The sequence below is a fragment of the Mycobacterium sp. NGS58 genome (assembly GCF_059812385.1).
The window spans coordinates 21310-45404 of the sequence record NZ_JCALCO010000010.1 but is presented as its reverse complement, the minus strand read 5'-3'; the positions used below and the strand labels follow the sequence as shown (position 1 = coordinate 45404).

At 67.8% G+C, this 24095-nt stretch carries 26 protein-coding genes; 7 read left to right on the top strand and 19 right to left on the bottom strand.

The genetic code is table 11. From position 1 onward, the window contains the following. Positions 1–60 precede the first annotated feature (60 nt). Entirely contained in the window at positions 61–798 is a 738-nt protein-coding gene (locus tag AC5Y4H_RS11850) for an acyltransferase (RefSeq protein ID WP_499981734.1), read from the top strand. A 22-nt stretch (positions 799–820) separates the two neighbouring features. Here AC5Y4H_RS11850 and AC5Y4H_RS11845 read toward each other — a convergent pair whose 3' ends face one another. The 3 genes from AC5Y4H_RS11845 to AC5Y4H_RS11835 are packed head-to-tail and all read right to left on the bottom strand — an operon-like array spanning position 821 to position 4731. Continuing rightward, the gene (locus tag AC5Y4H_RS11845; RefSeq protein WP_499981731.1) at positions 821–2149 is read right to left on the bottom strand and encodes a cryptochrome/photolyase family protein; all 1329 of its coding nucleotides are present in this window, start codon (positions 2147–2149) and stop codon (positions 821–823) included. A 3-nt stretch (positions 2150–2152) separates the two neighbouring features. Continuing rightward, positions 2153–2632, bottom strand: a complete 480-nt coding sequence (locus AC5Y4H_RS11840; RefSeq protein ID WP_499981730.1) for a TspO/MBR family protein — start codon at positions 2630–2632, stop codon at positions 2153–2155. Then, the gene (locus AC5Y4H_RS11835; RefSeq protein ID WP_499982025.1) at positions 2629–4731 is read right to left on the bottom strand and encodes an MMPL family transporter; all 2103 of its coding nucleotides are present in this window, start codon (positions 4729–4731) and stop codon (positions 2629–2631) included. The genes AC5Y4H_RS11840 and AC5Y4H_RS11835 overlap by 4 nt, the downstream gene beginning before the upstream one ends. Positions 4732–4879: 148 nt before the next feature. Between AC5Y4H_RS11835 and fni the strand changes: the two genes are divergently transcribed. Then, positions 4880–5926, top strand: coding sequence for a type 2 isopentenyl-diphosphate Delta-isomerase (gene fni, locus AC5Y4H_RS11830; protein WP_499981729.1), 1047 nt, complete (start codon positions 4880–4882; stop codon positions 5924–5926). Between the two features lie 11 nt (positions 5927–5937). Further along, positions 5938–7188 (top strand): glycosyltransferase, encoded by a 1251-nt coding sequence (locus AC5Y4H_RS11825; protein ID WP_499981726.1) that lies wholly within the window; start codon positions 5938–5940, stop codon positions 7186–7188. Here the strand turns inward: AC5Y4H_RS11825 and AC5Y4H_RS11820 are convergent. The 13 genes from AC5Y4H_RS11820 to AC5Y4H_RS11760 form a co-directional block, all read right to left on the bottom strand. Continuing rightward, positions 7182–7757 carry a MarR family winged helix-turn-helix transcriptional regulator gene (locus AC5Y4H_RS11820; RefSeq protein ID WP_499981722.1) on the bottom strand — a complete coding sequence of 192 codons (576 nt, stop codon included), beginning with the start codon at positions 7755–7757 and terminating at the stop codon, positions 7182–7184. The two genes, AC5Y4H_RS11825 and AC5Y4H_RS11820, sit on opposite strands and share 7 nt — an antisense overlap. Before the next feature lie 200 nt (positions 7758–7957). Continuing rightward, complete coding sequence (locus AC5Y4H_RS11815; protein WP_499981718.1) at positions 7958–8293, bottom strand: DUF3140 domain-containing protein; 336 nt, start codon at positions 8291–8293, stop codon at positions 7958–7960. Between the two features lie 31 nt (positions 8294–8324). After that, the gene (locus AC5Y4H_RS11810) at positions 8325–8540 is read right to left on the bottom strand and encodes a hypervirulence associated TUDOR domain-containing protein (protein ID WP_499981714.1); all 216 of its coding nucleotides are present in this window, start codon (positions 8538–8540) and stop codon (positions 8325–8327) included. Next, a complete protein-coding gene (locus tag AC5Y4H_RS11805) occupies positions 8537–8974 on the bottom strand; it encodes a hypothetical protein (RefSeq protein WP_499981712.1) in 438 nt (145 codons plus the stop codon). Before AC5Y4H_RS11805 ends, AC5Y4H_RS11810 begins: the two co-directional genes overlap by 4 nt. A 312-nt stretch (positions 8975–9286) precedes the next feature. Further along, positions 9287–9676, bottom strand: a complete 390-nt coding sequence (locus AC5Y4H_RS11800) for a DUF2784 domain-containing protein (protein WP_499981710.1) — start codon at positions 9674–9676, stop codon at positions 9287–9289. 37 nt (positions 9677–9713) lie between these two features. Continuing rightward, entirely contained in the window at positions 9714–10724 is a 1011-nt protein-coding gene (locus AC5Y4H_RS11795; protein WP_499981706.1) for a Rieske (2Fe-2S) protein, read from the bottom strand. Further along, complete coding sequence (locus AC5Y4H_RS11790) at positions 10721–12247, bottom strand: FAD-dependent oxidoreductase (protein ID WP_499981704.1); 1527 nt, start codon at positions 12245–12247, stop codon at positions 10721–10723. The genes AC5Y4H_RS11795 and AC5Y4H_RS11790 overlap by 4 nt, the downstream gene beginning before the upstream one ends. After that, positions 12244–12963 (bottom strand): class I SAM-dependent methyltransferase, encoded by a 720-nt coding sequence (locus tag AC5Y4H_RS11785; RefSeq protein WP_499981702.1) that lies wholly within the window; start codon positions 12961–12963, stop codon positions 12244–12246. Before AC5Y4H_RS11785 ends, AC5Y4H_RS11790 begins: the two co-directional genes overlap by 4 nt. Beyond that, entirely contained in the window at positions 12950–13261 is a 312-nt protein-coding gene (locus AC5Y4H_RS11780; protein ID WP_499981698.1) for a lycopene cyclase domain-containing protein, read from the bottom strand. Before AC5Y4H_RS11780 ends, AC5Y4H_RS11785 begins: the two co-directional genes overlap by 14 nt. Further along, the gene (locus AC5Y4H_RS11775) at positions 13258–13581 is read right to left on the bottom strand and encodes a lycopene cyclase domain-containing protein (RefSeq protein WP_499981696.1); all 324 of its coding nucleotides are present in this window, start codon (positions 13579–13581) and stop codon (positions 13258–13260) included. The genes AC5Y4H_RS11780 and AC5Y4H_RS11775 overlap by 4 nt, the downstream gene beginning before the upstream one ends. Next, entirely contained in the window at positions 13578–14531 is a 954-nt protein-coding gene (locus AC5Y4H_RS11770) for a phytoene/squalene synthase family protein (protein WP_499981693.1), read from the bottom strand. The genes AC5Y4H_RS11775 and AC5Y4H_RS11770 overlap by 4 nt, the downstream gene beginning before the upstream one ends. Next, the gene (gene crtI, locus AC5Y4H_RS11765; protein WP_499981691.1) at positions 14528–16048 is read right to left on the bottom strand and encodes a phytoene desaturase family protein; all 1521 of its coding nucleotides are present in this window, start codon (positions 16046–16048) and stop codon (positions 14528–14530) included. The genes AC5Y4H_RS11770 and crtI overlap by 4 nt, the downstream gene beginning before the upstream one ends. A gap of 28 nt (positions 16049–16076) precedes the next feature. Continuing rightward, positions 16077–17195: a polyprenyl synthetase family protein gene (locus AC5Y4H_RS11760; RefSeq protein WP_499981689.1), complete on the bottom strand. Its 1119-nt coding sequence runs from the start codon at positions 17193–17195 to the stop codon at positions 16077–16079. 295 nt (positions 17196–17490) lie between these two features. On the opposite strand from AC5Y4H_RS11760, the gene AC5Y4H_RS11755 reads away from it, so the two are divergent. Beyond that, entirely contained in the window at positions 17491–17988 is a 498-nt protein-coding gene (locus tag AC5Y4H_RS11755; RefSeq protein WP_499981687.1) for a MarR family winged helix-turn-helix transcriptional regulator, read from the top strand. A 24-nt stretch (positions 17989–18012) separates the two neighbouring features. On the opposite strand, the gene AC5Y4H_RS11750 is transcribed toward AC5Y4H_RS11755, so the two are convergent. Next, positions 18013–18444: an STAS domain-containing protein gene (locus AC5Y4H_RS11750; RefSeq protein WP_499981684.1), complete on the bottom strand. Its 432-nt coding sequence runs from the start codon at positions 18442–18444 to the stop codon at positions 18013–18015. A gap of 418 nt (positions 18445–18862) precedes the next feature. Between AC5Y4H_RS11750 and AC5Y4H_RS11745 the strand changes: the two genes are divergently transcribed. The 3 genes from AC5Y4H_RS11745 to AC5Y4H_RS11735 all read left to right on the top strand — a co-directional run bounded on the left by AC5Y4H_RS11745 (position 18863) and on the right by AC5Y4H_RS11735 (position 21455). Further along, positions 18863–19591 carry an Rv1815 family serine proteinase gene (locus tag AC5Y4H_RS11745; RefSeq protein ID WP_499981682.1) on the top strand — a complete coding sequence of 243 codons (729 nt, stop codon included), beginning with the start codon at positions 18863–18865 and terminating at the stop codon, positions 19589–19591. A 77-nt stretch (positions 19592–19668) separates the two neighbouring features. Then, the gene (locus AC5Y4H_RS11740) at positions 19669–20352 is read left to right on the top strand and encodes a phosphodiesterase (RefSeq protein WP_499981680.1); all 684 of its coding nucleotides are present in this window, start codon (positions 19669–19671) and stop codon (positions 20350–20352) included. A 23-nt stretch (positions 20353–20375) separates the two neighbouring features. Further along, complete coding sequence (locus AC5Y4H_RS11735; protein WP_499981677.1) at positions 20376–21455, top strand: NAD-dependent epimerase/dehydratase family protein; 1080 nt, start codon at positions 20376–20378, stop codon at positions 21453–21455. A gap of 9 nt (positions 21456–21464) precedes the next feature. On the opposite strand, the gene AC5Y4H_RS11730 is transcribed toward AC5Y4H_RS11735, so the two are convergent. Together AC5Y4H_RS11730 and AC5Y4H_RS11725 are read right to left on the bottom strand one after the other, a co-directional pair. Beyond that, positions 21465–22820: a TIGR01777 family oxidoreductase gene (locus AC5Y4H_RS11730; protein WP_499981675.1), complete on the bottom strand. Its 1356-nt coding sequence runs from the start codon at positions 22818–22820 to the stop codon at positions 21465–21467. 17 nt (positions 22821–22837) lie between these two features. After that, positions 22838–24082: a glycosyltransferase family 4 protein gene (locus AC5Y4H_RS11725; protein ID WP_499982023.1), complete on the bottom strand. Its 1245-nt coding sequence runs from the start codon at positions 24080–24082 to the stop codon at positions 22838–22840. Positions 24083–24095: the final 13 nt, after the last annotated feature.

The following is a 24095-nucleotide window of genomic DNA, read 5'->3' as shown; positions in this document are numbered from 1 at the left end:
GGTGAGGGTAACCCGTGGCGGTTCGCGGGCACGTATATGACCGAGTTAGGCTGTCCGGCCATGACGAGCATGTGGGGTGCCCCGATCCATCGCCGCTGGCGTGGATCGAACCTCCGAGACCCGCGCCAGGCCAAGTTCCTCACGCTGGCCTCGCTGAAATGGGTGCTACGCAACCGCGCGTATACGCCTTGGTACCTGGTGCGCTATTGGCGGCTGCTGAAGTTCAAACTGGCCAACCCGCACATCATCACCCGCGGCATGGTGTTTCTCGGCAAAGGTGTGGAGATCCACGCGACGCCCGAACTCTCGCAGCTCGAGATCGGCCGGTGGGTGCACATCGGCGACAAAAACACCATCCGCGCGCACGAGGGCTCGCTGCGGTTCGGCGACAAGGTGGTGCTGGGTCGCGACAATGTCATCAACGCCTACCTCGACATCGAGCTCGGTGATTCGGTGTTGATGGCCGACTGGTGCTACGTCTGCGATTTCGACCACCGCATGGACAACATCGACATGCCGATCAAGGACCAGGGCATCGTCAAATCCCCGGTCCGGATCGGTCCAGACACCTGGGTGGGCGTGAAAGTGTCGGTCCTGCGCGGCACGTCCGTCGGACGGGGTTGCGTGCTGGGGTCGCACGCGGTGGTCCGCGGGGTGATCCCGGACTACTCCATCGCGGTCGGAGCGCCTGCCAAGGTGGTCAAGAACCGCCAGCTCGCCTGGGAGAGTTCGGCCGCGCAACGCGCCGAACTGGCCGCCGCGCTGGCCGACATCGAACGCAAGAAGGCCGCCCGCTAGCCGGCGGTTTGCGGCTGCTCGTTCAGATACTTTGGTAGCGCCGCAGCGCCTCGTTGCGCTCGGCGGCGTGGTCGACGATGGGAGCTGGGTAGTCGTCGGGCCGCTCGCCCTTGCTCAGGTGCACGTCGGCGGCGGAGCGCAGCTCGGGTACCCAGCGCCGGATGTAATCGCCCGATGGGTCGAACTTCTCGCCCTGCGTGATCGGGTTGAATATCCGGAAGTAGGGCGCGGCGTCGGTACCGCAGCCCGCGCACCACTGCCAGCCGTGCTGGTTGTTCGCCATGTCGCCGTCCACCAGTTGGTCCAGGAACCATTCGGCGCCCCATTGCCACGGCAGGTGCAGGTCCTTGACCAGAAACGAGGCCACGATCATCCGCACCCGGTTGTGCATGAAGCCGGTGTCGCGCAGCTGACGCATCCCCGCGTCGACGAAGGGAAATCCCGTCTCGCCGGCTTTCCACGCCTCGAAGCGGCGTTTGGCCTCGGCGCCGGTGTCGGTCTGGATGCCGTCGAAATCGCTGTTCCAGTTGCGCCAGCTGCTGGCCGGCCAGTGGTGCAGCACGTCGGCGTAGAAGTCGCGAAAGGCCAACTCTCGCAGGAAGGCCTGCGCCCCGTGCCCGCGCAGGTCCAGGTCGGCGGCCAGGGTGCGCGGATGAATGGCACCGAACTTCAGGTGCGCCGACATGCGGCTGGTTCCGGTCAGGTCGGGCCTGTTACGGTCCTCGGCGTAGCTCTGTAATCCGTTGTCGACGAACGACTTCCACTGTTTGCGCGCCGCTGCCTCGCCGGCGGGCACCTCGAGAACGGCGCCGGGATCGGGGATCTCGCACTGCCTGATCCGCAGCTGCGCCGGATCCAGCCAGCGTGCGGAGCTCGCGTTCGACTTGGCCGGTTCGCGCCAGCCTGCCTTCTGCCACTGACGCAGGAACGGGGTGAACACCTTGTAGGGCGAGCCGTCCGGCTTCGTGACGCGCCCCGGCGAGATCAGATACGGCGACCCCGTCGCGACCAGCGGCACCGAATCCAGCGCGGCACGCACCCGCTCGTCACGGCGCTTGCCGAACGGTGCGAAGTCTTCGGAGACGTGCACCGAGCATGCGCCGATCTCTTCGGCGATGCGCGGGATCTGCGTGTGCGGCTGCCCGCGGACCAGCAGCAGCCGGCCGTCAAGATCGTCGCGCAGCCGCCGCAGCGAGTCACCCAGGTACTGCAGACGTCGTTGCCCCGACGACTTTTCCAGGCGCGGGTCGAGTACGAAGCAGGCGAGCACCTCATCGTTCTCGGCGGCGGCGACGAGCGCGGGATGGTCACGCAGCCGCAGATCGCGGCGAAACCACAACAGTGCCGGCATGATTCAGCGGTTGAGTCGCCAGATGTGCGTGGACAGGATGGTCGCGAAGCCACACCACAGCGGGTAGGGCAGCAATGCCAGCCCGCCGCGCGGCGTGGCTTGGGCGGTGCGCCTGACCAGATCGGCGCTGCTGGCGGTCAGCGCCGCCGCACCGACCGCGGACGCGCCGAGTTTGTGGTAGCCGAAGAACAGCCAACTCCATCCGGCGTTGAGCAGCAGGTTCAGCGCCAGCGCCACGGTGTAGGTGCGCGCCCTGTCATCCTGCCCGGTCGCGCGAAACCGGTCGATGGTCACCGCGGACGTGGCCGCGATGTCACCGTAGAGCGCGGTCCAGACGGTGGGGAAGGCGGCACGGGGCGGCTGATAGGAGGGCTTGCGAAGCCGCGAGTACCACCGCGGAATGGCGTTGCTGCTGGCGATGCTTCCGGTGCCGGCGGCCGCGGCGACGGCCAGGCTGGTGGCTACCAGTATCGACCTGTTCACGGTGTGCTCCGTTCTGGTTGTTTGCGGTCAGCTTGTCGCTCAAGGGGTTTGGTGGGGCCGGGGCTGGTTGGCCACCAGATCCGGTCGCCGATGAGGGCGAACAGGGCCGGGATGACCAGCGTGCGCACCACGAACGTGTCGAGCAGGATTCCCAGGCCCACGATGATTCCCAATTGGGTCAGGACGATCAGTGGCAGTACACCGAGAACGCAGAACACCGCCGCCAAAACGATTCCCGCGCTGGTGATCACGCCCCCGGTGGCCGACACCGAGCGCACCATCCCCGCGCGGGCGCCGTACTGTGCGGCTTCCTCGCGGGCCCGGGTGACGAGGAAGATTGTGTAGTCCACGCCGAGGGCCGCCAAGAACAGGAAGGCGAACAACGGGGTGGTGTTGTCCAGCGCAGGGAAACCGAAGAGGTGCAGGCTTGCCCAGCCGCCCATGCCCAGCGCGGCCAGCGCGCCCAGAATCGTTGCGGCCAGCAGCGTCGGTGGTGCGAGGGCCGACCGCAGCAGCAGGTAAAGGACGACGAGGATGACGGCCAGAATCGCCGGGATCAGCAGGACCCGGTCATGCGTGGCCGCGTCACGAACGTCCAGGGCCTGCGCGTCGGCGCCGCCCACCACTGCGCTGGGGTCAGCAGCCCGTGTCGAATCACGAAGCGCGGCAACAACATTGAATGCTCGCTGCGACGACGGCGGTGCGTCGATTACCACAGACCACTTCGTCAGGCCGGATGCCGATCGGCCGGATTCGGTCACCGACACGACGCCGGGGGTGGACGTGATTGCCCGTTGCACCGGCGCGGTGTGGTCGGTAGTGCTGACGACGAGTGTCGGATTCGCCACGCCCGCCGGAAAGTGTTCGGCCACTACGTTGTAACCGGTTACCGAGTCCGCGTGTATCCGGAACTGCTCGGTCTGCGACAAGCCGATCCGAGTTCCCAACAAGCCGGCGCCAAGGGCCGCCAGCGCCGCGATAGAGACAGCCGCGACTATGGCGGGTCGCCCGCCCACCCATTCCGCGACGCGATGCCATCCGCCGGAATCGGGGGTCTTTTCGCCCCCGGCGTGTGGGATGAACGGCCAAAACAATCGCGGGCCGCATACGGCCAGCAGCGGGGGCAGGATCGCCAGCACCGAAATCGCGGCGACCACCAGGCCGCACGCCGCCAGTGCGCCCAGGCTGCGGGTGCTCGGCGTGGACGCGAACAGCAGGGTGAGCAGCGCCAGCACCACGGTGGCGTTGCTGGCGACGATGGCCGGTCCCGCCCTGCGCACGGCCCGGCGCAAGGCCGCCCGATGTCCGGTATGGCGCCGGAGCTCTTGGCGATATCGAGATATCAGCAACAGCGCGTAATTAGTGCCGGCACCGAAAACCAGCACGCTGGTGATCCCGGAAGTGGCGCCATCGAAGCTCAGCCCGGTCAGCGACGCCATCGCCGTGCCGACCGCCGCGGCCACGCGATCGGCGAACCCAACCACGAGCAGCGGCACCAGCCACAGCACCGGGGAGCGGTAGGTGGCGATCAGCAGCAGCGCCACCACCGACGTCGTGACCGCGAGCAGGGTGACGTTTGCGTTCGTGAACGCGCTCGCGATGTCGGCGCCGAACGCCGGGCCGCCCGTCACGTGAGCCTGCAGGTCCGCGGGCAGACCATCGGCGGCGGCGCGGCGCAGCGCGGCGACGGCGTCGCCCAGGGCAAGCCCGGACAAGTCGGAGCTGATCGGCACGACGCCGAGGGCCGCCTTGGCGTCCCGCGCCGGCAGCACAGGTGCGGCAGGCGTGATCGTCCCGGGCCGGGCCGCCTGCACCCGGTTCAGCGCGGCCTGGGCGGCGGCCATATCGGCGGGGCGCAGCGCTCCACCGTCGGTCCGGCTGACCACAACGATCAGCGGCGCTTTGTCACCTCCCGGAAACTGCTTGGCCAGGGCGTCGACCTGCGCCGACTGCGCATCGACCGGCACGGATCGCGGCGATTGGCCCGCCGCGGCATTGCTGCCGACGAGAACCATGAATGCGACACCGAGCAGGGCCGTGGCCAGCGCGACCAGCCAGGAACGCCGGCCCGTCACGGCGGCGGCCACGGAATCCCACATCACGAACACAACCCTTTCAGTTTGTTAAACATTAATCAACTGAAATGAAGCATTGCCACGCGGCAGCGCCGGCGATGCATGACAGGGGGCACTATGGACATTATGAATGCACGCTGTGACCAGCGTCGGATGCGAGGGGGTACCTACGATGACCGCTGACCGGGGGGAGATGAAGAGCCGCAAGCGGCGGCACATCGACGTCTGCCTGAACGAGCCGGTCGGATATGAGGGAGTCGCAACCGGGCTAGATCGCTACGAACTGCCCTACAACGCGCTCACCCAGACCAATCTGGGCGACATCGACTTGTCCACCAACTTTTTCGGCGTCGACCTCCAGTCGCCGATACTCATCGGTGCGATGACCGGGGGCGCCGAGCTGTCGCGGACGATCAACCGCAATCTGGCCGCGGCCGCCCAGCAGCTGGGCCTGGGCATGATGCTGGGTTCACAGCGGATCATGCTGGACAGTGCGCTGGGTGAGCGCGCCGCTCAGAGCTTTACGGTGCGCGATGTGGCCCCGAACGTCTTGCTTTTCGGCAACATCGGCCTGGCTCAACTGACCAAGGACGCCGTGCCGGATCTGGCGAAGGCGCTCGACCGGGTGGGCGCCGACGCGCTTGCCGTGCATACCAATCCGCTGCAGGAAGCGGTGCAGCACAACGGTGACACGGATTTCTCCGGATCGCTGAGCAGGCTGCGCGAGGCGACCGACACCATTGGCTGCCCGGTGCTGCTCAAGGAGGTCGGGCACGGGATCGGCGGCGTGGCGGCCGCGGAGCTCGTCGGCGCCGAAGGCGAATTGCCGGTCGCCGGAATCGACGTCGCGGGCGCCGGTGGCACGTCGTGGTCGCGGGTCGAGCAGTTCGTACGATACGGCGAACTGCGCTATCCGCACCTGGCTGACTGGGGTATCCCCACCGCTCGCGCCATCGTGGAGGTGCGTGAGGTGCTGCCGGCGATCCCACTGGTCGCGTCGGGTGGAATCCGTACCGGTATGGATGCGGCCAAGGCGATCGCGCTGGGCGCCGATGTGGTGGCGGTGGCGCGGCCACTGCTGGGTGCCGCGATCGAATCCACTGCGGCGGTGGTCGATTGGTTGCAGCCGTTCATCGACGAGCTTCGGATCTGCCTGCACGGCTGCGGTGCCGCAAAGCTGGCGGACCTGCGCGACGTCGACCTCATCGCCATCCACTAGGTACAGACGACGTGGCTGTCATCCTGGCGTACGGGTCGCCCGCCTTGGGGCATCTGCTGCCGACTGGGGCGCTGCTGGCCGAGCTGGCCGGACGCGGCCATGACGTTCATCTGCGCACCATGGCGGCCGGTGTCTCGACGATGCGGACGGCCGGCATGCACGCCGAGCCGGTCGACCCGGCCATCGAGGCCATTGCCGGAAACGATTGGGAAGCGCGAAACGCGCTGGGAGTGCTGAAGCTATCGATCGACGTGCTGTGCCGGCGGGCCCTGCTGGAGGTCGACGACTTTCGGCGCGCGGTGGACGCGATCCGACCGGATGCGGTGATCGTCGATGCGAACTGCTGGGGGGCTTTGTCGGCCGCCGACGCCGGGAACATTCCGTGGCTGCTGTTCTCACCGTTCACGCCGTACCTGCGTTCGGCTGGAGTGCCACCATTCGGTCCCGGAATGCGTCCGCTACCCGGCCTTGCCGGCGACATCCGCGACGCCGGGGTGCGGCCGATCGTCAGGTATGTGTTCGACCGGCCAATGTTGCCCCGCATCAACGCTATTCGTGCCGAACTGGGAGTCCCGCCGGTGACATCGGTGGACGGCTTCATACGGCGAGCCCCTCTGGTGTTGGCCGTCGGTGGGCCGCCGTTCGAATACCCGCATCCCGGATGGGCCGGCCTGGTGCACCACATCGGCGCCTGTGTATTCGAGCCCGCACCGACGGCGACACCGGAGTGGATCGACGCGATCGATCGTCCGATGGTGCTGGTGAACACGTCCTCGCTGCGGCAGGCCGACGAGGTCCTTGGACGCATCGCCTTGCGCGCGCTGGCCGACGAGGACGTTCATGTGGTGGCGACGTTCCCGGCCGGCATACCCGCCGATTTGCCGCAACCGGCGAACGCGACCGTATGCCGATTCGTGCCGCACGCGGCCATCCTCGACAAAGCCCGTTGCGCGATCACGCACGGGGGGATGGGCACGACGCTGAAGGCCCTCGATCGCGGCGTACCGGTCTGTGTCGTGCCCTTCGCGCGCGACCAGGCAGAGGTCGCGCGGCGGGTGGAGGTTGCCCGGTGCGGTACCCGCCTGCCCGCCAAGAGGCTCACCGCGGCGCGGCTGCGGGCGAAGGTGTGCGAGGCGATGACAATGGTCGACGGCGCGCGCCGGGTGGCCGCCGGATTCGCCGCGACGGGAGGTGTTGCCCGCGGTGCCGACCTGATCGAGCAGCGGCTACTGGGCCGCGTTGCCGAGTGGCCGGTTCATTGATCGCCGCGTTTAGCCGTACTGCGACGGCCTTTCGTCGGCGCGCGCTTCGCCTGGGCGGCTGAGACTTTCGGACCTGTTGCGGCGAGTCGGGATTCGAAGGCGGCCATCGCCTCGATCATCGACGTGAACACCCGATGTGCCGCCGCCAGGTCGCGATCGGGAAGGTCGGCCAGCGCAGTATGTAGTTCGCTCCCAAGGGGAGTGAAAAACGACCGGGCCAGGGCCATCCCCGGCTTTTCGTAGCGCAGCAGGGTCTTGCGCCGGTCCTGGGGATCGGGCTCGCGCCGGACGTGGCCGGCGTCGATCATGCGATCGACAAGATAGGTGATGGCGGCCGGTGACACGTCCATGCGTCGGCGCAACTGAGCCGCGGTCAACGGTTCGCCGGCGGTTTCGGCGACCATGATGTGCAGCAACGCGTGGAAGTCGGTGCCGCTGACGTCGTTTTGGCGGGCGAAGTGCCGGCCTATTCGGTCGGACTGCGCAGTGATCGCGCGCATGTCGACCGACATCAATTTCTCGAGTTCGGCTCGGTCTAATCGCCGGTCAGCGGCGACGCGCTTGGTCACTTACCCGCATCCTTCTTGCAAGACACGCCGGCCGGCGTATCGGCGACCGCCGATCGCGGCCGACGAAACGCTCGGGCGGTTCTCCTTTTGTAGCCCATGTCGCGCACACGCTGAGAGCGAAGACGCCCGCAGCGTGCGCGGTGCGATCGACGGCCCTCAGCCTACGGCACCCGCGGCCGCTCAGCCGCAGGCAGCAGGCACTAGCGCGACTTCGCGGGGTCGTGCCCCCAGTTCATCAAGGAGTATCGCCATGGGCTCTCGTCGATCTTGCCGTGCGGACGTTGCGCCAGGTGGCGATGGGCGTAGCCGACCACCTTGCGCATGTGGGCGAAGTCGGCGTCGGTGAGGTCGGCACGTTTGGCCTTCAGAATCTTGACGATGTGACGGCCGCTGGCATGACCGGTGGACTCGTCGCCGCCCTGCTTTTGCCCGACGCTCTTCGATTCCTCGGTGTCGAGCCACTTTTCCAGTTCGTGGGCGGTCATGTTAACGGTGTCCTGAAAGCGCTCCCAGGTGGTTTGTTGGTCGTCGGCCATGCTCATTCCTCGTGGATCCTGTTGATGCGCATCACTTTACGCGGCGTAGTGCGCCCGGCTTATGCACCGCGTCGGCGCCCGTCTTGTCGCTGCGCACCTTGTACTGCGGCTCGTCTTCGGACGCCCGTACCGTGCGGCCGGCGGCTTCGGTGTCGGAGGTGATCTTGCTCTCGACCGTGCCCCGGACGGTGGTGCCGTGGCTTTGCCACTCGACCTTGTCACCCTTGCTGAATTCGTTGCCGCTCATCGGGGCTCACCTTTCGTCGATTCATCTCCGGGGGACGCGGTGTGGGCCGAATTGCCTGCGGTGCGCCGCCGCTCTTTCAACGCGGTCTCGTGGACGTGACGGCGGCCGTCGGTGAGTAGCTTTCGCACCAGCCGTTCGGTCTCGCTGAAACAGCGGTAGTAGCCGTCGTCATACTCCTCGACGACCTGGAAGCTCCACCGGCCCGCCAAGACGTTGCGCCCGATCAGCTCGCGGCTGATGTGTTGCGCCAGCTCGGCCCGGCCGATTTCGTTCAGCCGCGCCACCGCCTCGTCGAGTTGCAGGTCGGCGCGACCGGTGAGCTGATGGAAGGAATACAGGTGTCCGCCGGCGCGCTCGATGGTTTCCAGCGCCTCCGTCACTCGTCCCACAGCCTTTGCAACGCCGTCAATGTCGGTGCTGGCCCCGTCGCTCATCTGCTTCCTCCCCGCGTTGGCCTATGGCATTCCCGCCGCACGGCGGCCCGAATCATCGATACCGGTGTTTCAGCAACTGAATAGTTAAGCGGTTCTGCCAAGCGGGGCCGCACGGCGGTTTGACGGGGTGCGCCTCGGGTATCTGATCTGACGATGACTGTGATCGAGACTTCCCGGCGCCTGGGGCGTGCGGAGCGCAAGGTGTTGCGCCTGCAACGACGTTTGTGGCTCGCGCAACTGGCCATGTGGCCCACCGTGGCCGTGCTGGCGGTCCTGCTCGTGGGTGGTGTGCTGTGGGTTCTGCGGCGGCGGTCAGCCGGCGGTCGGCATGCAGCGGCGCCCTCGGCCGGTGCCCCGGCGGGCGAGTACAGCCCATGACACGGCGGCGGCGGTGAACGCCAGCGCCTGCGCAGCGCCGACGCAGCCGGGCGGCACGAAATGTCTGGTGACATACCGGTCGATGAATCCGGACGTGGGCAGCGGATCCATGTCCGCGCGACGGCGCGCCCACGATTCCACTGACGTCAGCGGGCAGCGCAGCCGCAGCGCCACGACCGCGACGCCCCAGGCCACCGCCGGTACGTGCAGCAGGATCGACTTCGGCCAGCGCAGGGCGAGGAAGCCTCCGCACGGCACGTACAGCAGGTAGGCCAGATGAGCGCCGACGGTCACCGCGACGACGGCGGCGTAGAGCTTGCGCACGGTGGGAATTCTTGCACGCGCAGCGCTTGGCGCCGGGCTACCCGATTCCCGTGCGCACCTGGTAGCGGCGTTCGGCGTAGGCGAGATCGTCGCGCCATAGCTTGGTGGCCGCATAGCGCATGAAGGGCGTGATCAATGGCGCCGCCCGCGAGGCCCGCGTGAAACCGGGCCGGTCCGAATGCGCGATGGTTGCTTCCAGGACGGCGGTGCGCGGTCGGCCATCAGGACCCGAACCCATTGGCGTCGCGTGGGTCTCGACAACGCTGCCGGTACCTTCTCCATCCACGATGCGCATGACGATGGTGCGCGCCTCCGGGCAACTGAACTCCGCGACGACGGGGACCCCCAGGCGTCCCATCCGGAACGTCACCGCCACCAAAAATCGGTCGACCTGTTCGGTGGGCGTCGTGAGCACCTCGAGCCGGGTGAACGAGTAGGGGTGATACCACGCGCCGTGCCACGGATCGAGGCGGTTGGCGATGACGTCAGTCGGCTCGCACACACCCACCATGCGCGCGACCGCGTTGAGCGTGTCGCCGGTCGGCCGCTGCGGAATCACCGGCCGATCGAGCGGTTCCTCCTTGCCCTCCGCGTCGAGCCGCACCCATGCCAGGACACCGTCGTCGTGGCTGGGCAACGGGCTCCAGCCGAATTCGCGGGCGCGTCCGTCGAGTTTCAGTCCGTGCCAGCGGCAGATCAGCGCGCCCCGGTGCACGGTGCCGGTGGCCAGGTCTGCGCCCAGATGGGGACAGCTCCGCGGCCCCACGCACAGCCTGCCCAGTTCTTCGCGCCAGGCGACGAGCCCGACACCCGCGACGCGCGTGCCGAAGGGTCGCCCGCCGCGCACCTGGTCACTGGCGGCGAACGCGTACCAGTTGCCGGTGGGTTTGCGCTGCGAGCGCCGCAGCGCGCCCTCGATGATGGCCGGTTGTGCGTCACGATATGTGGGACGCTGACCCGCCCATGACATGCGTGGGAGCACTTCAAGCGGCCACCCTTTGGTCCGGGTGGCGGACAGGCGTTGCCTCAGCTGTTCGCGGATCTTCATGGTCGGCTGGGTCTTTCGCGGTCGGCAAGCCATCGCAGCAGTGGTGACCGGCCTTGGGTGGGTACCGTGGCCAACGGGTGTCCGGCCAACCCCCATCGTTGCAGGAGTTCGTTCGCGGCGCACCAGCCGGTGGTGGCGGCGCGCTCCATGAGTGCCACCGGCAAGTCGATGCGGATGGCGTCGCCGGCCAACACCAGGCCCGGCGTGGGCGTGGTGACCGGCGGGCGGTGGGGATAGGAGCCGGGTGAGAACAGCGGGCAGTCGCTGCGGTGCAGCAGCCTCTCGTGGACGATCTGTGCCCCAGCGGTTTCCGGATAGATCCTGTGCAGTTGTCGTAGCGCGGCGGCGCGGGGCGGCGCGGAATCGAGTGCGTACGAGTGCAGTTCGACGACGGAACCGTGATGCGCGGCGGCCCAGTTGCAGGCTTCGCGTTCGTAGCGCTCCAGCACGCTGATGTTGTCGAGCGGCTCATGGCCCGCCGTACCCAGAAACGCCGGCCGGTGCGCCGCCACCGGGCGGTCGAGCCACAACCGATGCACGGCGAACGGTGGCGCGGTGCCCAGCCGCGATATCTGGGCGCGCCAGTCGTCGGTGCCCAGGTCGCTCGACGCCGCAACGATCCGCTGCAAACCCGTTATGTCAGTGGCCAATACGACGGCGTCGACGTCGGAGTGGTCATCGGAATCGGTGCGGACCCGCAGGGACTTGGTGGACTCCGTGCCGATGCTCAGCACTTTGGTGGCGAGCCGGAACCGAACGCCCCGCCCTTCGAGGTAGCCACGCAACGGCTGCCACAGGGCGCTGTCGTAGTTCGCGCACGGCACGTCGAAGATCAGGCCTTCGGACGACCCCAGGAAGTAGATGTGGAACATGGTCGCCAACTCGGCCGCGGAGAGCTGGGAGGGGTCGGCGAAGAAGCTGCGGGAGAATACCTCGAACGCCAGATGCCGTGCGGCCTCGGGGAAGCGGATGTCCTCGAGAAACGTCGCGGCGTCGGTGTGGTCCAGGCGCTCATACGTGCCGGGCACCGACACGGCCGCCAGGGGTGCGGCCGCGCGGGCGTCGATTCGGGCGAAGTCACGCAGCCGGAATGTGGGGCTGCGCGCCGCGAATATCACGGCGTTCCACGGTGGGGTGCGCGGTAGCCCGCGGAAGCTGTCGCGCCGCCCCGCCCCGTCGATCAGCGGGTAATCCTCGACGGGAGTGAGCATTCGCAGTTGCGGGTCGATTCGGCTCAGCAGGGCGCGCAGGTTGTAATACTGCCGGAAGAACGCGTGGAATCCGCGGTTCATCGCAAGCTCGGCGCCGCCGTCCCGCTCGGTCCAGCCCCCCACCCGGCCGCCGAGGTAGCGCTCGCTTTCGATGACCTCCACGGCGACGCCGCGCTCGGCCAGCCCGGTGGCGGCCGCCAGCCCGGCGATCCCGCCGCCGACGACGGCCACCCGCGGGCGCGACGCGAGCTCAGCGGCATCCGGCAACCCCGTTGACGCGGCGAATGTTCGGCGACGCCGATCGGCGGTCATGGCGGCGCGTCCGCCAGGAAAGTGTGCACGATGTTGGCCTCCCAGCCGGGCATCGTCTCGCTGTGCACCGCGGTGAAACCGGCGTCGGCAAGCCGAATCCGAAACCGGGCGACGCCGTCGAACGCCAGCACGCTGCGCCACAAGTAGCGGTACAGGCCGGCGTCCCGGGTGCGCCACCACCCGGCGGGGATGATGATGCCCCAACACACGGCGTGCCAGATCCGGGTCGCCGCGCGGGAGTCGGCCACCGAATATTCGTGCACCGCCAGCGTGCCGCCCGGGCGTAACAGCTCGCGGAACTTGCGCAGCTGCGCGTCGCGGTCGGCGACGTTGCGGATCAGGTAGGCGGCCAGGATGCCGTCGAACGGACCCGTGATCCCGTGCTCTTCCAGCTGCTCGACGGGCGTGTGCACGAAGCGCACCGAGTCGGGCCAGCGCTTCGCGAGCGCCGCGTCGAGCATTCCCCGCGACGCGTCGACGGCGACGATGTCGGCTTCGGGCGCGGCGGCGAGCAGCGCGGCCGTCGAGGCGCCCGTGCCGCATCCGGCATCGAGCAACCGTAACCCTTTGCCGCGGGCCGGAATCCGCATCCGTCGAGCCGACAAAGTCAGCTGCGCGTGGTAGCCCGGGCTGGCGCCGACCAGGCGGTCGTAGGCCGCCGCTCCCGCGTCGAACGCGGCCGCCAACTCACCGGTGCTCGCATCACCGACGCGCACGTTGCCGCTCCCACAGCAGCAGCACCGCGGTGACCAGTGCGAAACCGAACAGAAAATCTTCGATCGGGATGTCAAACGGGAAACGCACGCCACTCAGTTGCCTGTCGTCATAGCTGACGATGGGAGAGCTGAGTTTGGTCAGCCAGCCGTCCACGGGGATCTGGAATCCCAGCACGATCAACATCGACAGCCAGTACGCCGGGCGCCGGAAGAGCCCGGTTCGCAGTATCGCCAATTCCATTGCGCAGACCACTAATACCGCCAACGCGGCCGGCAGGGTGTAGCCGAGGCCGGTCATCGGCGGTGCACCCTTTCCAGGATGGTGGTCACGGCGTTGTAGGTCAGCAACGCGCACAACGGAATGACGAGGAAGAACAACACCTCTTCGATCGGCACCCGGAACGGGATGCTCAGGCCGCACAGGTATGCGCGGTCATAGGTCCACGCGTGCGCGGCGACCGCGATCTCGTCCCAAACCAGAAACACGACTGCCACCGGAGCGATCGCCTTGATGACCCGGCGCCACTGCCGGTAGACGCCGGGGCCGAAGATCTCCAGCGGCGCGGTGATCACCAGGCATGCGGCGAGCACAGCCAGGTATTGCCACCGATCGCTCATGCGGCCCCCGATTGACGAACGCCCCGCGCGCTGTTCCGCGCTCGCCACGACCGTATCAGTCCCGCGCCGGCGACTCGAAGCCGTCGCGCGTTACCGACGGTGGCGCGGTGATCGAACACCGCGAAGTCACTTCTTTCGATGCAGTCCAAGATTTCTGAGTACAGCGCCGCCGCGGTCGCCACGCACGGTCGCGATCGGGCCGCCAGCGTGGCGATCCCTTCCGTGGCGAATCGGTAGGTTTGCCGGGTGATTTCATGCTGGGTGATCAGGGCCCGGCGCACCCGAGGGTCAGTGCGGCGGTGCGCGTGACACCACATCAACAGCTCTCGGTCGACGCCCTCGGCGGCCAGTTCGTCGGCCGGCAGGTACACCCGGCCGCGCTGCAAATCCTCGTCGATATCACGCAGGAAGTTGGTCAGCTGGAACGCCCGGCCCAGTGCCGCGGCATACGGGGCGGCCTCCTGCGCGGGCGCCACCGTGCCCAGTATCGGAAGCACTTGCAGCCCAATGGCTTCCGCGGAGCCTCGCATGTACAGGTTGAGGGCTTTTCGGTCGGGATAGTCGGTGACGGTGAGATCCATCCGCATCGAAGCCAGAAAGTCCTCGAACAGCCCGGCGCTGATCTGATAGCGCCGCACGGTGTCGGTGACCGCGGCCACCAGCGGATCGTCCAAGTGAGCGTCGCTGGAGAAGAATCGCTCGGACAACTGCTGCAGGCGCTGGCCGCGGACGTCGGGGCCCACCCGAGGGTCGAGATCGTCGAGGATGTCGTCGGCGTATCGGGCGAAGCCGTACAGCGCGTGCACGGGCGGCCGCTGGTCGGGCGCGAGCAGCCGGGTGGCCAGAAAGAAGGTGCGGCCATGGGCGGCGTTGAGTTCGCGGCATTGGCGGTATCCGTCGCGCAGCCGCGGATCGTCGATTCCCGCCGCGGCCAACTCGCTGCGCATCATGGCAAACCGGCTTTCATGTCGAAGTGCGCGGTCGATCGGGTGGGGACGCCGGTGACACGGTCGGCGGCGAGCCGGCCGGAGATCAGCGTGGTCGGGACTCCGACGCCGGGCACCGTGGACGATCCGGCGAGCACCGCATTGCCGATGCCGCGCACCATGTTGCCCGGACGAAACGGTCCCGTCTGACCGAACGTGTGAGCGAGCGCGAACGGGCTGCCGGCCGCCATGCCCTGGCGCGCCCAGTCGGCCGGCGTGACGACATCCAAAACCGTTGCGTCGTGCGGCAAGCCGGGCAGCATCCGGTCGGCGACGTGCGAGATCATGTCCTCGACGTAGGCGCCGCCGGTGCTGGCCCAGTCGATGGTGCCCCGATCCAGGTTCGGCGTCGGGGCGAGCACGTAAAGCAGGTCGCGTCCCTCCGGAGCCAGGGTGGGATCGCTGGCGGTCGGCCGGGTGACCAGCAACGACGGGTCCCGCATGAGTTGTCCGTCGTCGACGATGTCGGTGAACGTCTGATCCCACGCCTCGCCGAAGAGGATGGTGTGGTGGGCCGTCTCGGATGCGACGGCGGGGCAACCCAGGTGCGCCACGACAGCCGAGGGTGAGGCGCGCAGACGCAGCGCGCGGCGCGGTGTGCGGCCCAGCAAGGCGTAGGTCTGCGGCAGCTCGGTGGTCAGCACCACCGCGTCGCAGGCGATGGGCCCGGACTGCTCGGTCACCACGGCGGTGACCCGACCGCCCGTGCGTTCGAGCGCGGTAACTGTTGCGCCGTAACAGAATCGGACACCGGCTTCGGCGGCGGCTGCGGCCAGCGCGTCGGGGAGCGCGCGTACGCCCCCGCGCGGGAACACCACCCCCGAGATGGTGTCCATGTAGGCGATGACCGCGTAGACCGCCAGAGCGTCACGCGGCGCGACGCCGGCGTACAGCGATTGGAAGGTGAAGATTCGCCGTAACCGTGGGTCGGTGATGTACCGCCTGACCATCCGGTCCCACTTGCGAAAGCCACCGATCGCGGTCAGGTGCGCCAACTGCGGGGTGAGCAGGGACAGCGGCGAATCGAAGTTCGCGGCGATGAATCCGTCGAATTCGGTGCGGTATAACCGCGTCAGCCACTGTCGAAGCCGTCGGTAGCCCGCTGCCTGCCCGAAGCCAGCGAACTCCGCGACGGCGTCGGCCATCCGATCGGCGTCGCTGTGCACATCGAGCGCACTGCCGTCGGCGAACACGGCGCGGTACGCCGGGTCGACCGTCAACAACTCCAAGCGATCGGAGAGCCGTTCGCCCACGGCCGCGAACGTCTCGTCGATGATGTCCGGCATGGTGAGCACCGTCGGCCCGGTGTCGATCCGATAGCCGTCGATGTCGAGGCGGCCGGCGCGCCCGCCGGGCCAGGACTCGCGCTCCACCACCGTGACTGCCCGCCCGCGGCCGGCCAGGTGCATCGCCGCGGAGAGGCCGGCCAGCCCGGCGCCGATCACCACCACGTGATCTCCGCGCCCTTCGATGGTCCGCATGATCAACAGGCTCCCCGGTTGGTGCTACTCATCTAACGCGATCCGTACAGACAGCCGCCATTTCGGCCAGCGCGGTGCGAACCGGTTCGTCGATCGGCAGGTCGCGCAGATGATCGCGCGCGGAAGCGACACGGTCGTCGATCATCTGCTCGATTAGTTGCACCGCTTTGGTCTCGACGATCAGCGCCTTCCACCGGTCGATCGCGTTGTCGTCGAGGGTCTCACGGTTCGCGAGCTCGACCAGTTCACGCCGGGTCGGCGCATCGGCCAGTTGGTGGGCGGCCACCACGACGCTCGTCGCCTTGCGCTCGAGCAGGTCGCCTGCGCTTGGCTTGCCCGTTACCGCCGGCGAACCGAAAACGCCGAGGATGTCGTCGCGAAGCTGGAATGCCTCGCCGACGACCGCGCCGTAGCGGCCCAGTTGGGATAACGTTCGAACGTCGCACTCGCCCATTGCGGCGCCGATTTCCAGCGGCCGGCGCACCGTGTAGTTGCCCGACTTACGCCGCGCCACGTCGAGCACGACGTCCAGTCCGGGGGTGTGCCGCGCGTCGTTGGTCAGGTCGGCGAACTGCCCGACGGCGAGCTCGGTGCGCATGGCGTCATAGCGCGGCCACGCGCGTTGCAGACGCCGGGGGTCGACGCCGCTTTCGCGCAGCATCTGCTCGGCCCAGATCAGGCAGAGGTCGCCCAGCAGAATGGCCGCCGATTCACCGAATCGTCGCGACGAGCCGGACAATCCGCGGTCGCGATGCCATTGGCCGAATTGCCGGTGCGCCGACGGACGGCCGCGCCGTTCGTCGGACCCATCCATGACATCGTCTTGGAGCAGGGCGAAAGCGTGCAGCAACTCGAAACTGGCCGCCGCCCGCAGGGCTGCGTCGTCGGGCGCCGCACCGCACAGCCAGCCCAGGTATGCGAACGTCGATCGCAGGCATTTGCCGCCGGAGACGAACTCAACCAGGATGTCTCCCGCGGCGTCGATGCGCAGCTCGTCCAGGTCGCCGGAACGTCGCGCGGCGATGAAATCGGCCACATCGCCCAACACCATCCGCCGCAGGTTCGACCGCCACGCTTCGAAATCGTCAGCGCTGAGCCAACCGATCGCCACCGGCGTATCGGCGGGTGAAAACGACAAAGCTCTCATACTGTCCCAAGCGCTCCCTTCCGGACAGCTTGGTGTGTCCAGTCCTGGGCGACCGAACACACGCGTCATACCCGCCGATGAGGCGGGCAAAACCACAGCACGTACCGTCAGACGCGCCCTCGCGCCGACCGCTACGATGTACCACCTCTTTCAATAACTTAAACATTAACTTAATGAAGTTCATCGGTTGGCGCCACTCGAGCGCTCCGTCGACTGCCGATCGCCGGCGGCCACAGCATGCTGAACATTTAAGTAACTGAAATGTCACCTCGATCGGCGATATGCTCACAGCGTTATGGACGCTGATGCGCAGCGCTTCGGCCGTGATGAGCTGGAATCGCTGATATCGGCCGATCTGCGGGAGCTTTCAACCGAGTCCGATCAGATCGGTCGGTTGTTCGCGCTCATACATAGCTTGCGGCCCAATGATTTTCGCGCCCTTCTCTACATCATGGTGGCGGAGATGGGCGGGCGACCGATGACCTCGAGCGACCTCAGTCAGCGAATGGGGCTGTCGGGGTCGGCGATCACCTATCTGGTTGACCGGCTGATCGGCGCCGGTCATATCCGTCGCGACAACGACCCGGCCGATCGCCGAAAAGTCGTGTTGCGTAACGATGAATCCGGTATGGCCACGGCCCGGTCGTTCTTCAGTCCGCTCAACGCGCATGCCCGAGTCGCACTTGCGGACCTACCCGATGCCGACCTGACCGCCGCGCATCGAGTCTTCACCGCGCTGATCGACGCGTTGCGCTGCTTTCAGGACGAGCTGGGTGACGGGCCGAAACCCTAACCGCCGCAGAAGGTTAACCGATTATTACGACGCGGCGCTGTGCGCGGCGTGTGCCCGGACCGGTCTAGGCCGCGGCCGGCCGGACAGGACCTGGCGTCTCGCCCTGAGCATGTCTTCGAGGATCTGAAACGCCTCGGGCACCGAGCCGGCGATCGGCAAACCGTAGTGATGCACGATGCGCAACAGGGGACGGACCGCCGTGCCGCCGACCATGCCGCAGTACACGCGCGCCTTGCGCAGCTCGTCGTTGAGGAACAGCAGGGCCCGGAAGCCCTCCACGCTGACGAAACGCAGATGGCTGAGGTCAAGAACCAGGGGAGTCTTGAGCCGGGCGAAGTTTCTGATCGCCTGGGTGAGATCCGTCGCGTTCGAGGCGTCGATTTCGCCGTCGACGCGCAGGACCGTGCCCAAGTTGGGCGCATAGACGAACAGCTGTGCCCGGCCGAAGTGAGCCATGTACCGGCACCGCGGGGGTTCGGATTTGTCCGCTGAGTTTGCGGAGTGAATAGCAGCCATGAGAGCGCCTATCGACTGTCGTTAAGGAGGGAGTGAACAGTGCTTTGCGCACCGCTCCCGTTAGAGACGCAGCTGTGAACTCAACCTGCTCCGCAGCCTACCGCCGAGATGAGCACGCAGTTATCGCTTCGCCGAAACATCCCGGGCGGGACGGCGAACCGGGCGCCAGCCTTACCAGCGCTTTCAGCGCAGGCCGCCGTTCCTGGACCCGCGAAGTCTTCGTTTCGCGGCCCGTTGGCAACCAGCGCTCGTTCGCCTACCGGCCGGACGGACGGCGGTTTCGCCGGTCAGGCTGCGGGTATACGCGTGTCAAGTAGTAACTGCGAAGGACCCCGGACGCGAGGGGTGATGCGCCCCAATGGAAGAGCTCGGCCGCCGACTACGCCGGCTGGCGGTCGCATCCGCACTCACGACAATGGTTCTTGCCGCACCCGGTCAGGCAGCGGCCGACCCCGGCAGCAGCGTTTTTCCCGGAATGGAGATTCGCCAAGGCGGCACGATCTGCATGGTGGCACTGGTGGAGCCGCGGTTACGAGTCGCCATGACCAGCGGCCAATGCGACGGCGGGCAGTCGGTGGTGACCGATCGACAACGCAAGCCGATTGGCAACGTCGTCCTGGGCCGCCGCCAAGTCGACGCGGACTCCAGCGCCGACACTCTGCCCGTGGAATACGAAGTCATTGCGATCGCGCCGGAGGTGGCCGCCACCGATGTGCTGCCGACGGGGCGCCACTTGGGATCCGCGCCGGGCATGCGCGCGCAGCCCGGGATGCCCGTATGCCAGCTGAGCAGCGCCACCGGTCAGCGATGCGGTTCGGTCAGCTCGGTGAATAACGGGCGCTTCGCCATCACCGACATGGCCCCCGACAGCCGCGACTTCGGCGGTCCGGTCTACACCCTGACCGACGAACACGATGCACTGATCGTGGGATTGGTCGAGGGCACCTGGAAGTCCTCACCCCAGATCGAGTCGTGGCAGGCGGTCATGGCACAGGTCTACATCGACAGCCACACCTACAGCCCGCAGCACCATCCCCCGGAGCTGCGAATGATCAACCGGCACACGACCCCTTCCCCGTCGTCGTAGTTTTCACGTCCGCACGCGGGTGCGGCGGTGTTGAACGGCCCTTGTTTCCCCCGCCACAGAATGGGAATCCGCCGCCGGTGAACGTTTTCGATGTTGTCGCGTTGCCCTTCCAGTGGGGGTCCGCGATCCGGGGCAAGCGATTCTTCCATCCGATCGGGGTGCTCGCCGAGGGCTTCATCGAGCGCATTGCCCCTGCGAGCCACGGCTTGCCGATCGCGTCGTCGGAACTTGTTGCGCGCGTGTCGAAGGCGGGCGGTACGCCCGGGGCGCTGCCCGACTTCATCGGGTTGGCCTTACGGCTGCCCTCGCCGCAGCCGGCCGACAAGCCGTGGGACATCCTGCTCGTCTCGTCGGGGTCCGGGGTGCTGTCGCGCGCCCTGGCGCTACGGCCGGCCACGTCCTGGAACGGTCAGACCCTGACGACGCTGATGCCGTTGCGCTATCGGGACAACAACTGGTGGCTCCGGGCCCGCACCTCCAGCGAGATCGGCGGCACGGGGTTGTCCCTGGACAGCGTCAGGTCCAAGCTCGAGCGCAGCAACATCGAGGTGACACTCGACCAAGCCTGCGGCAGAGCAGATTTCAGGCCCTTGGCCCGCATCACCCTGACCGGTGCCATCGATCCCGGAGGTGACCGGGACGTATCGTTCGACCCCGTCCTCAACACGCCGCCCGGCTTGAGCCTGCACCCGCGTTGGCTAGCAGACCTGCGCGCCCGCGCCTATCAGCACAGCCGCGACGGCAGAGACGCCGAAGAATAGCCGCGCATTCCAAGGAGGTAGCCGTGTCCAAGCGGATCGTCATCACCGGGGCCAGTGGCAACATCGGCACCGCGCTGCTGCGCCGGCTCGCCGAAGACGGTACCGATTACGAGATTGTCGGTGTCACCCGCAGGCGGCCGCCGCCGAACGGCGTGTATCGATCCGTCCAATGGCATGAGCTGGACCTCGCCGATCCGGGGGTGGAAATCCAGCTGCTCAACGTTTTTCGCGGCGCGCAGTGTGTGATCCATCTGGCGTGGGGGTTCCAACCCACCCGTAACCGGCGATACCTCGATGCGGTCGCCGTAAATGGCAGCGCGGCGGTGTTGAGCGCGACGCACAACGCCAAAGTGCCTCAGCTGTTGCACATGTCGTCGGTGGGCACCTACGCCGCCGGGCGGTACGGGGAGCAGGTCGACGAGTCATGGTCGACCGCGGGCATCAGATCATCGGCCTACAGCAGGGCGAAATCCACGGTGGAACACATGCTCGACGACTACGAGCGCCGCAATCCCGATGGCGTCGGCATCACGCGGATGCGGCCCGGTTTCGTCATGCAGCGCGACGCCGCACCGGGGCTGCGGCGCTACACCCTGCCCGCGTACCTGGATCCGCGCTGGCTGCGCCGGCTGCCCATACTCCCGCTGGACCGGTCGCTGTGTGTGTCCATCGCGCACGCCGACGATGTCGCCGACGCCTGCGTGAAAGCGATCGAACGTTGCGCGCTGGGCCCGTTCAACCTCGCCGCCGAACCACCGGTATCCCGCGACAACATCGCAAAAGCGTTGCGGGCACACCCGATTCATGTGCCCTCGGCCGTGCTCGGGCTGGTAGTGGAGGCTTCGTGGCGGGCGAGGCTGCAGCCCATCGACCGGGGCTGGCTCGATATGGCGTTTTCGTTGCCGCTGCTCGACACTCACCGTGCGCGCGACGTGCTCGGGTGGTCGCCGCGGTGGGAATCGGTCGCGGCGCTGGGCGACCTCATCGACGGATTTGTTCACGACTCGGGGACGCCGAGCCCGGTGCTGCATTCCCGGTCGTTCGTCGAGGCGATCACCCGTGACGTCACCGACGGGCCGCTCACCACGCGGCGGGTGCCCTGAAACGGATCGTCAACCCGTGCGCCCCAACAGGTGACGCAGCGCCTGATCCAATTGCGGTTGGCGGAATCGATGCCCGGCGGCGGCGAGCTTGGCCGGCGCCACCCGCTGGCTTGCGCACGCCAGCTCGCGGGCGCCCTGTCCGCCCAGTAGCAGCCGCGGACCCAGCGACGGCACCGGCAACACCGCCGGCCGGTGTAACACCGCGGCCAACGTGGCGGTGTACTCGGTGTTGCGAACCGGTTGCGGTGCAACGGCATTCACCGGACCGGACAGCGCACCGTCCCACAGGGCACGGTGGTAGACGACCACCAGATCGTCGATCCCGATCCAGGACAGCCATTGCCGGCCGTTGCCAAGGCGGCCACCCAGCCCGGCGCTGAACAGCGGACGCATCAGCTTCAATGTGCCGCCGGCGGGCGACTGCACGATGCCGGTCCGCACGTGTACGACCCGCACCCCAGCCTGCTGGGCCGGCGTGGTCGCCTCCTCCCAGTCGGCCACCACGTCGGCCAGAAATCCGTCGCCGCGATCGCTGTCTTCGGTGAGGGTTTCATCGCCCCGGTCGTATCCGTAGTACCCGATCGCCGATGCCGAGATCAGCACGCCGGGCCGGGGTTGGCTGCGGGCCAGCAGTTCGGCCAGCCGCCGAGTCGGCCCGATCCTGCTGTCCCGGATGGCCTGCCGGTGCTGATCGGTGAATCGGCCGGCGATCGAGGCGCCCGCGAGATGGATCACCGCGTCGATCCCGTCGAACACTCCCGGCTCGGGATCGTCGGGGTTCCACCGTCGCTCATCGTCGCCGCGGGCGGGGTGGCGGACCAGCTGGATCACGCGATGCCCCCCGGTGCGCAGGAACGCGGTCAATGCCGAACCGACCAGCCCCGACGATCCGGTCACGGCGATCGTCAGAGGCCGCAGCCCGTTCTCGGCGGCCAGCCGGTGGGCGGCCAAGTCGTCGGCCAGCTGCCGGTGCCGGTAGTCGAACATGGGCCGCAGCAGCGTGCCCGGCACCGGAGTGTCGACCTTGTCGATCACCCTGGTGCGGTTGTCTCCGACATCTTCGAATTCGTGGGTGTGCCGCCAGCGCACCGCGATTCGCGCCGGGAGCGCGGCCAGGCCGTCGCCGCCGATCGTGTCGACGAAACGCCGTGGCGGGTCATAACCGTCGGGCTGGTGAACGGCCACCCAGCGCAGACCAGCGGGCAGTGCCAGGGTGGCCCGCCCGTCCTCGAGCGAGGCCGCCTCGGTGACCAGCCGCATCGGCTGCCACGGCGGCGAAAGCCGGGCGAAGGCCCCCGGCCTGGCATGCCAATCGAAAACGTCGGTGATGGGAGCGTCCACGACGCTCGAATAGTCCAGCCCCATGCCTGAAACGTTAGCCGCTACCGGTTCGGTAAGGCGTGCTCGACGATGGGCAGCCGGGCGTGCTGCTGGCGCACCCCTCTCTTGGCCGCCAGATACACCTGCGCGGTCCGCTCGGCCACCGTGCGCCAAGCGAAATCCGACGTGAGTCGTTCGCGGGCGGCGTGCGCGCGCCGCTGCGCGGCCTGCGGGTCGTCGAGCACGGTGCGCACCGCCGCGGCCAGCCGGGCCACGTTGCGCGGCGGGCACGACACACCGGTCTGACCGTTGATCACCGCCTCGCCCAGGCCGCCGATGTCCGAGGTCACCAGGGGAGTGCCCGCCGCGGCGGCTTCCAGCGCCACGATCCCGAACGGCTCGTAGTGACTGGGCAGCACCGCGGCGTCGGCGCGATGCAGCACGGCAAGCAGCTCCGCGTGTTCGAGGTGCCCGGCGAAGCGAATGGCCTTGAGCACCCGGTGTTTACGGGCCTGCTCGATGAGCCAGCCCTGCTGAGTGCCTTCACCGGCGATGGTCAGCGTGGTGCCGGGGTGGCTGCGCCTGATCCGGGGCAGCGCGGCGATGACGTCGTGCACGCCCTTCTCGTATTCGAGCCGGCCCAGGTAGAGCAGCTCCGCCGGCCCGGTGCGCGGCCGGCGCTCCGCAAACGGCCATCGCGCCGTCTCGATGCCGTTGCAGATCACCGTGATCTCGGCCAGGCCGGGACCGAACAGCTCGGTGATTTCGTCGGCCATCGACGCCGAACACGTGATCAGCGAGTCGGATTCGCGCACCAGCCACGATTCGACCGCGTGCACCTGACGGCTGATCGCACCGCTGATCCAGCCGGAATGCCGGCCGGCTTCGGTGGCGTGGATCGTGGAAACTATTGGCGCGTCATAGAATTGGGCGAGCGCAATCGCCGGGTGGGCCACCAGCCAGTCGTGGGCGTGCACGACGTCGGGCCGCCAGGCGCGGTTGGTGCCCGGCTTCGTCAGGGGCAGACCGGCGCGGATCATGGAGTGACCCATCGCGAGCGTCCACGCCATCATGTCGGTGCCGAAGGTGAACTCGTGCGGGTCCTGGGCTGCCGCGATCACCCGGACGCCCTCGCTGATGTCGTCGGACGACGGATGGCTGCGGGGATCGGTCCCGGTCGGACGCCGCGATAGCACGACGACGTCGTGACCCGCGTCGGCCAGCGCGGTCGACAGATGATGCACGTGCCTGCCGAGCCCGCCGATCACCACCGGCGGGTATTCCCACGACACCATCAGGATTTTCACGCCGCCGCCCGCC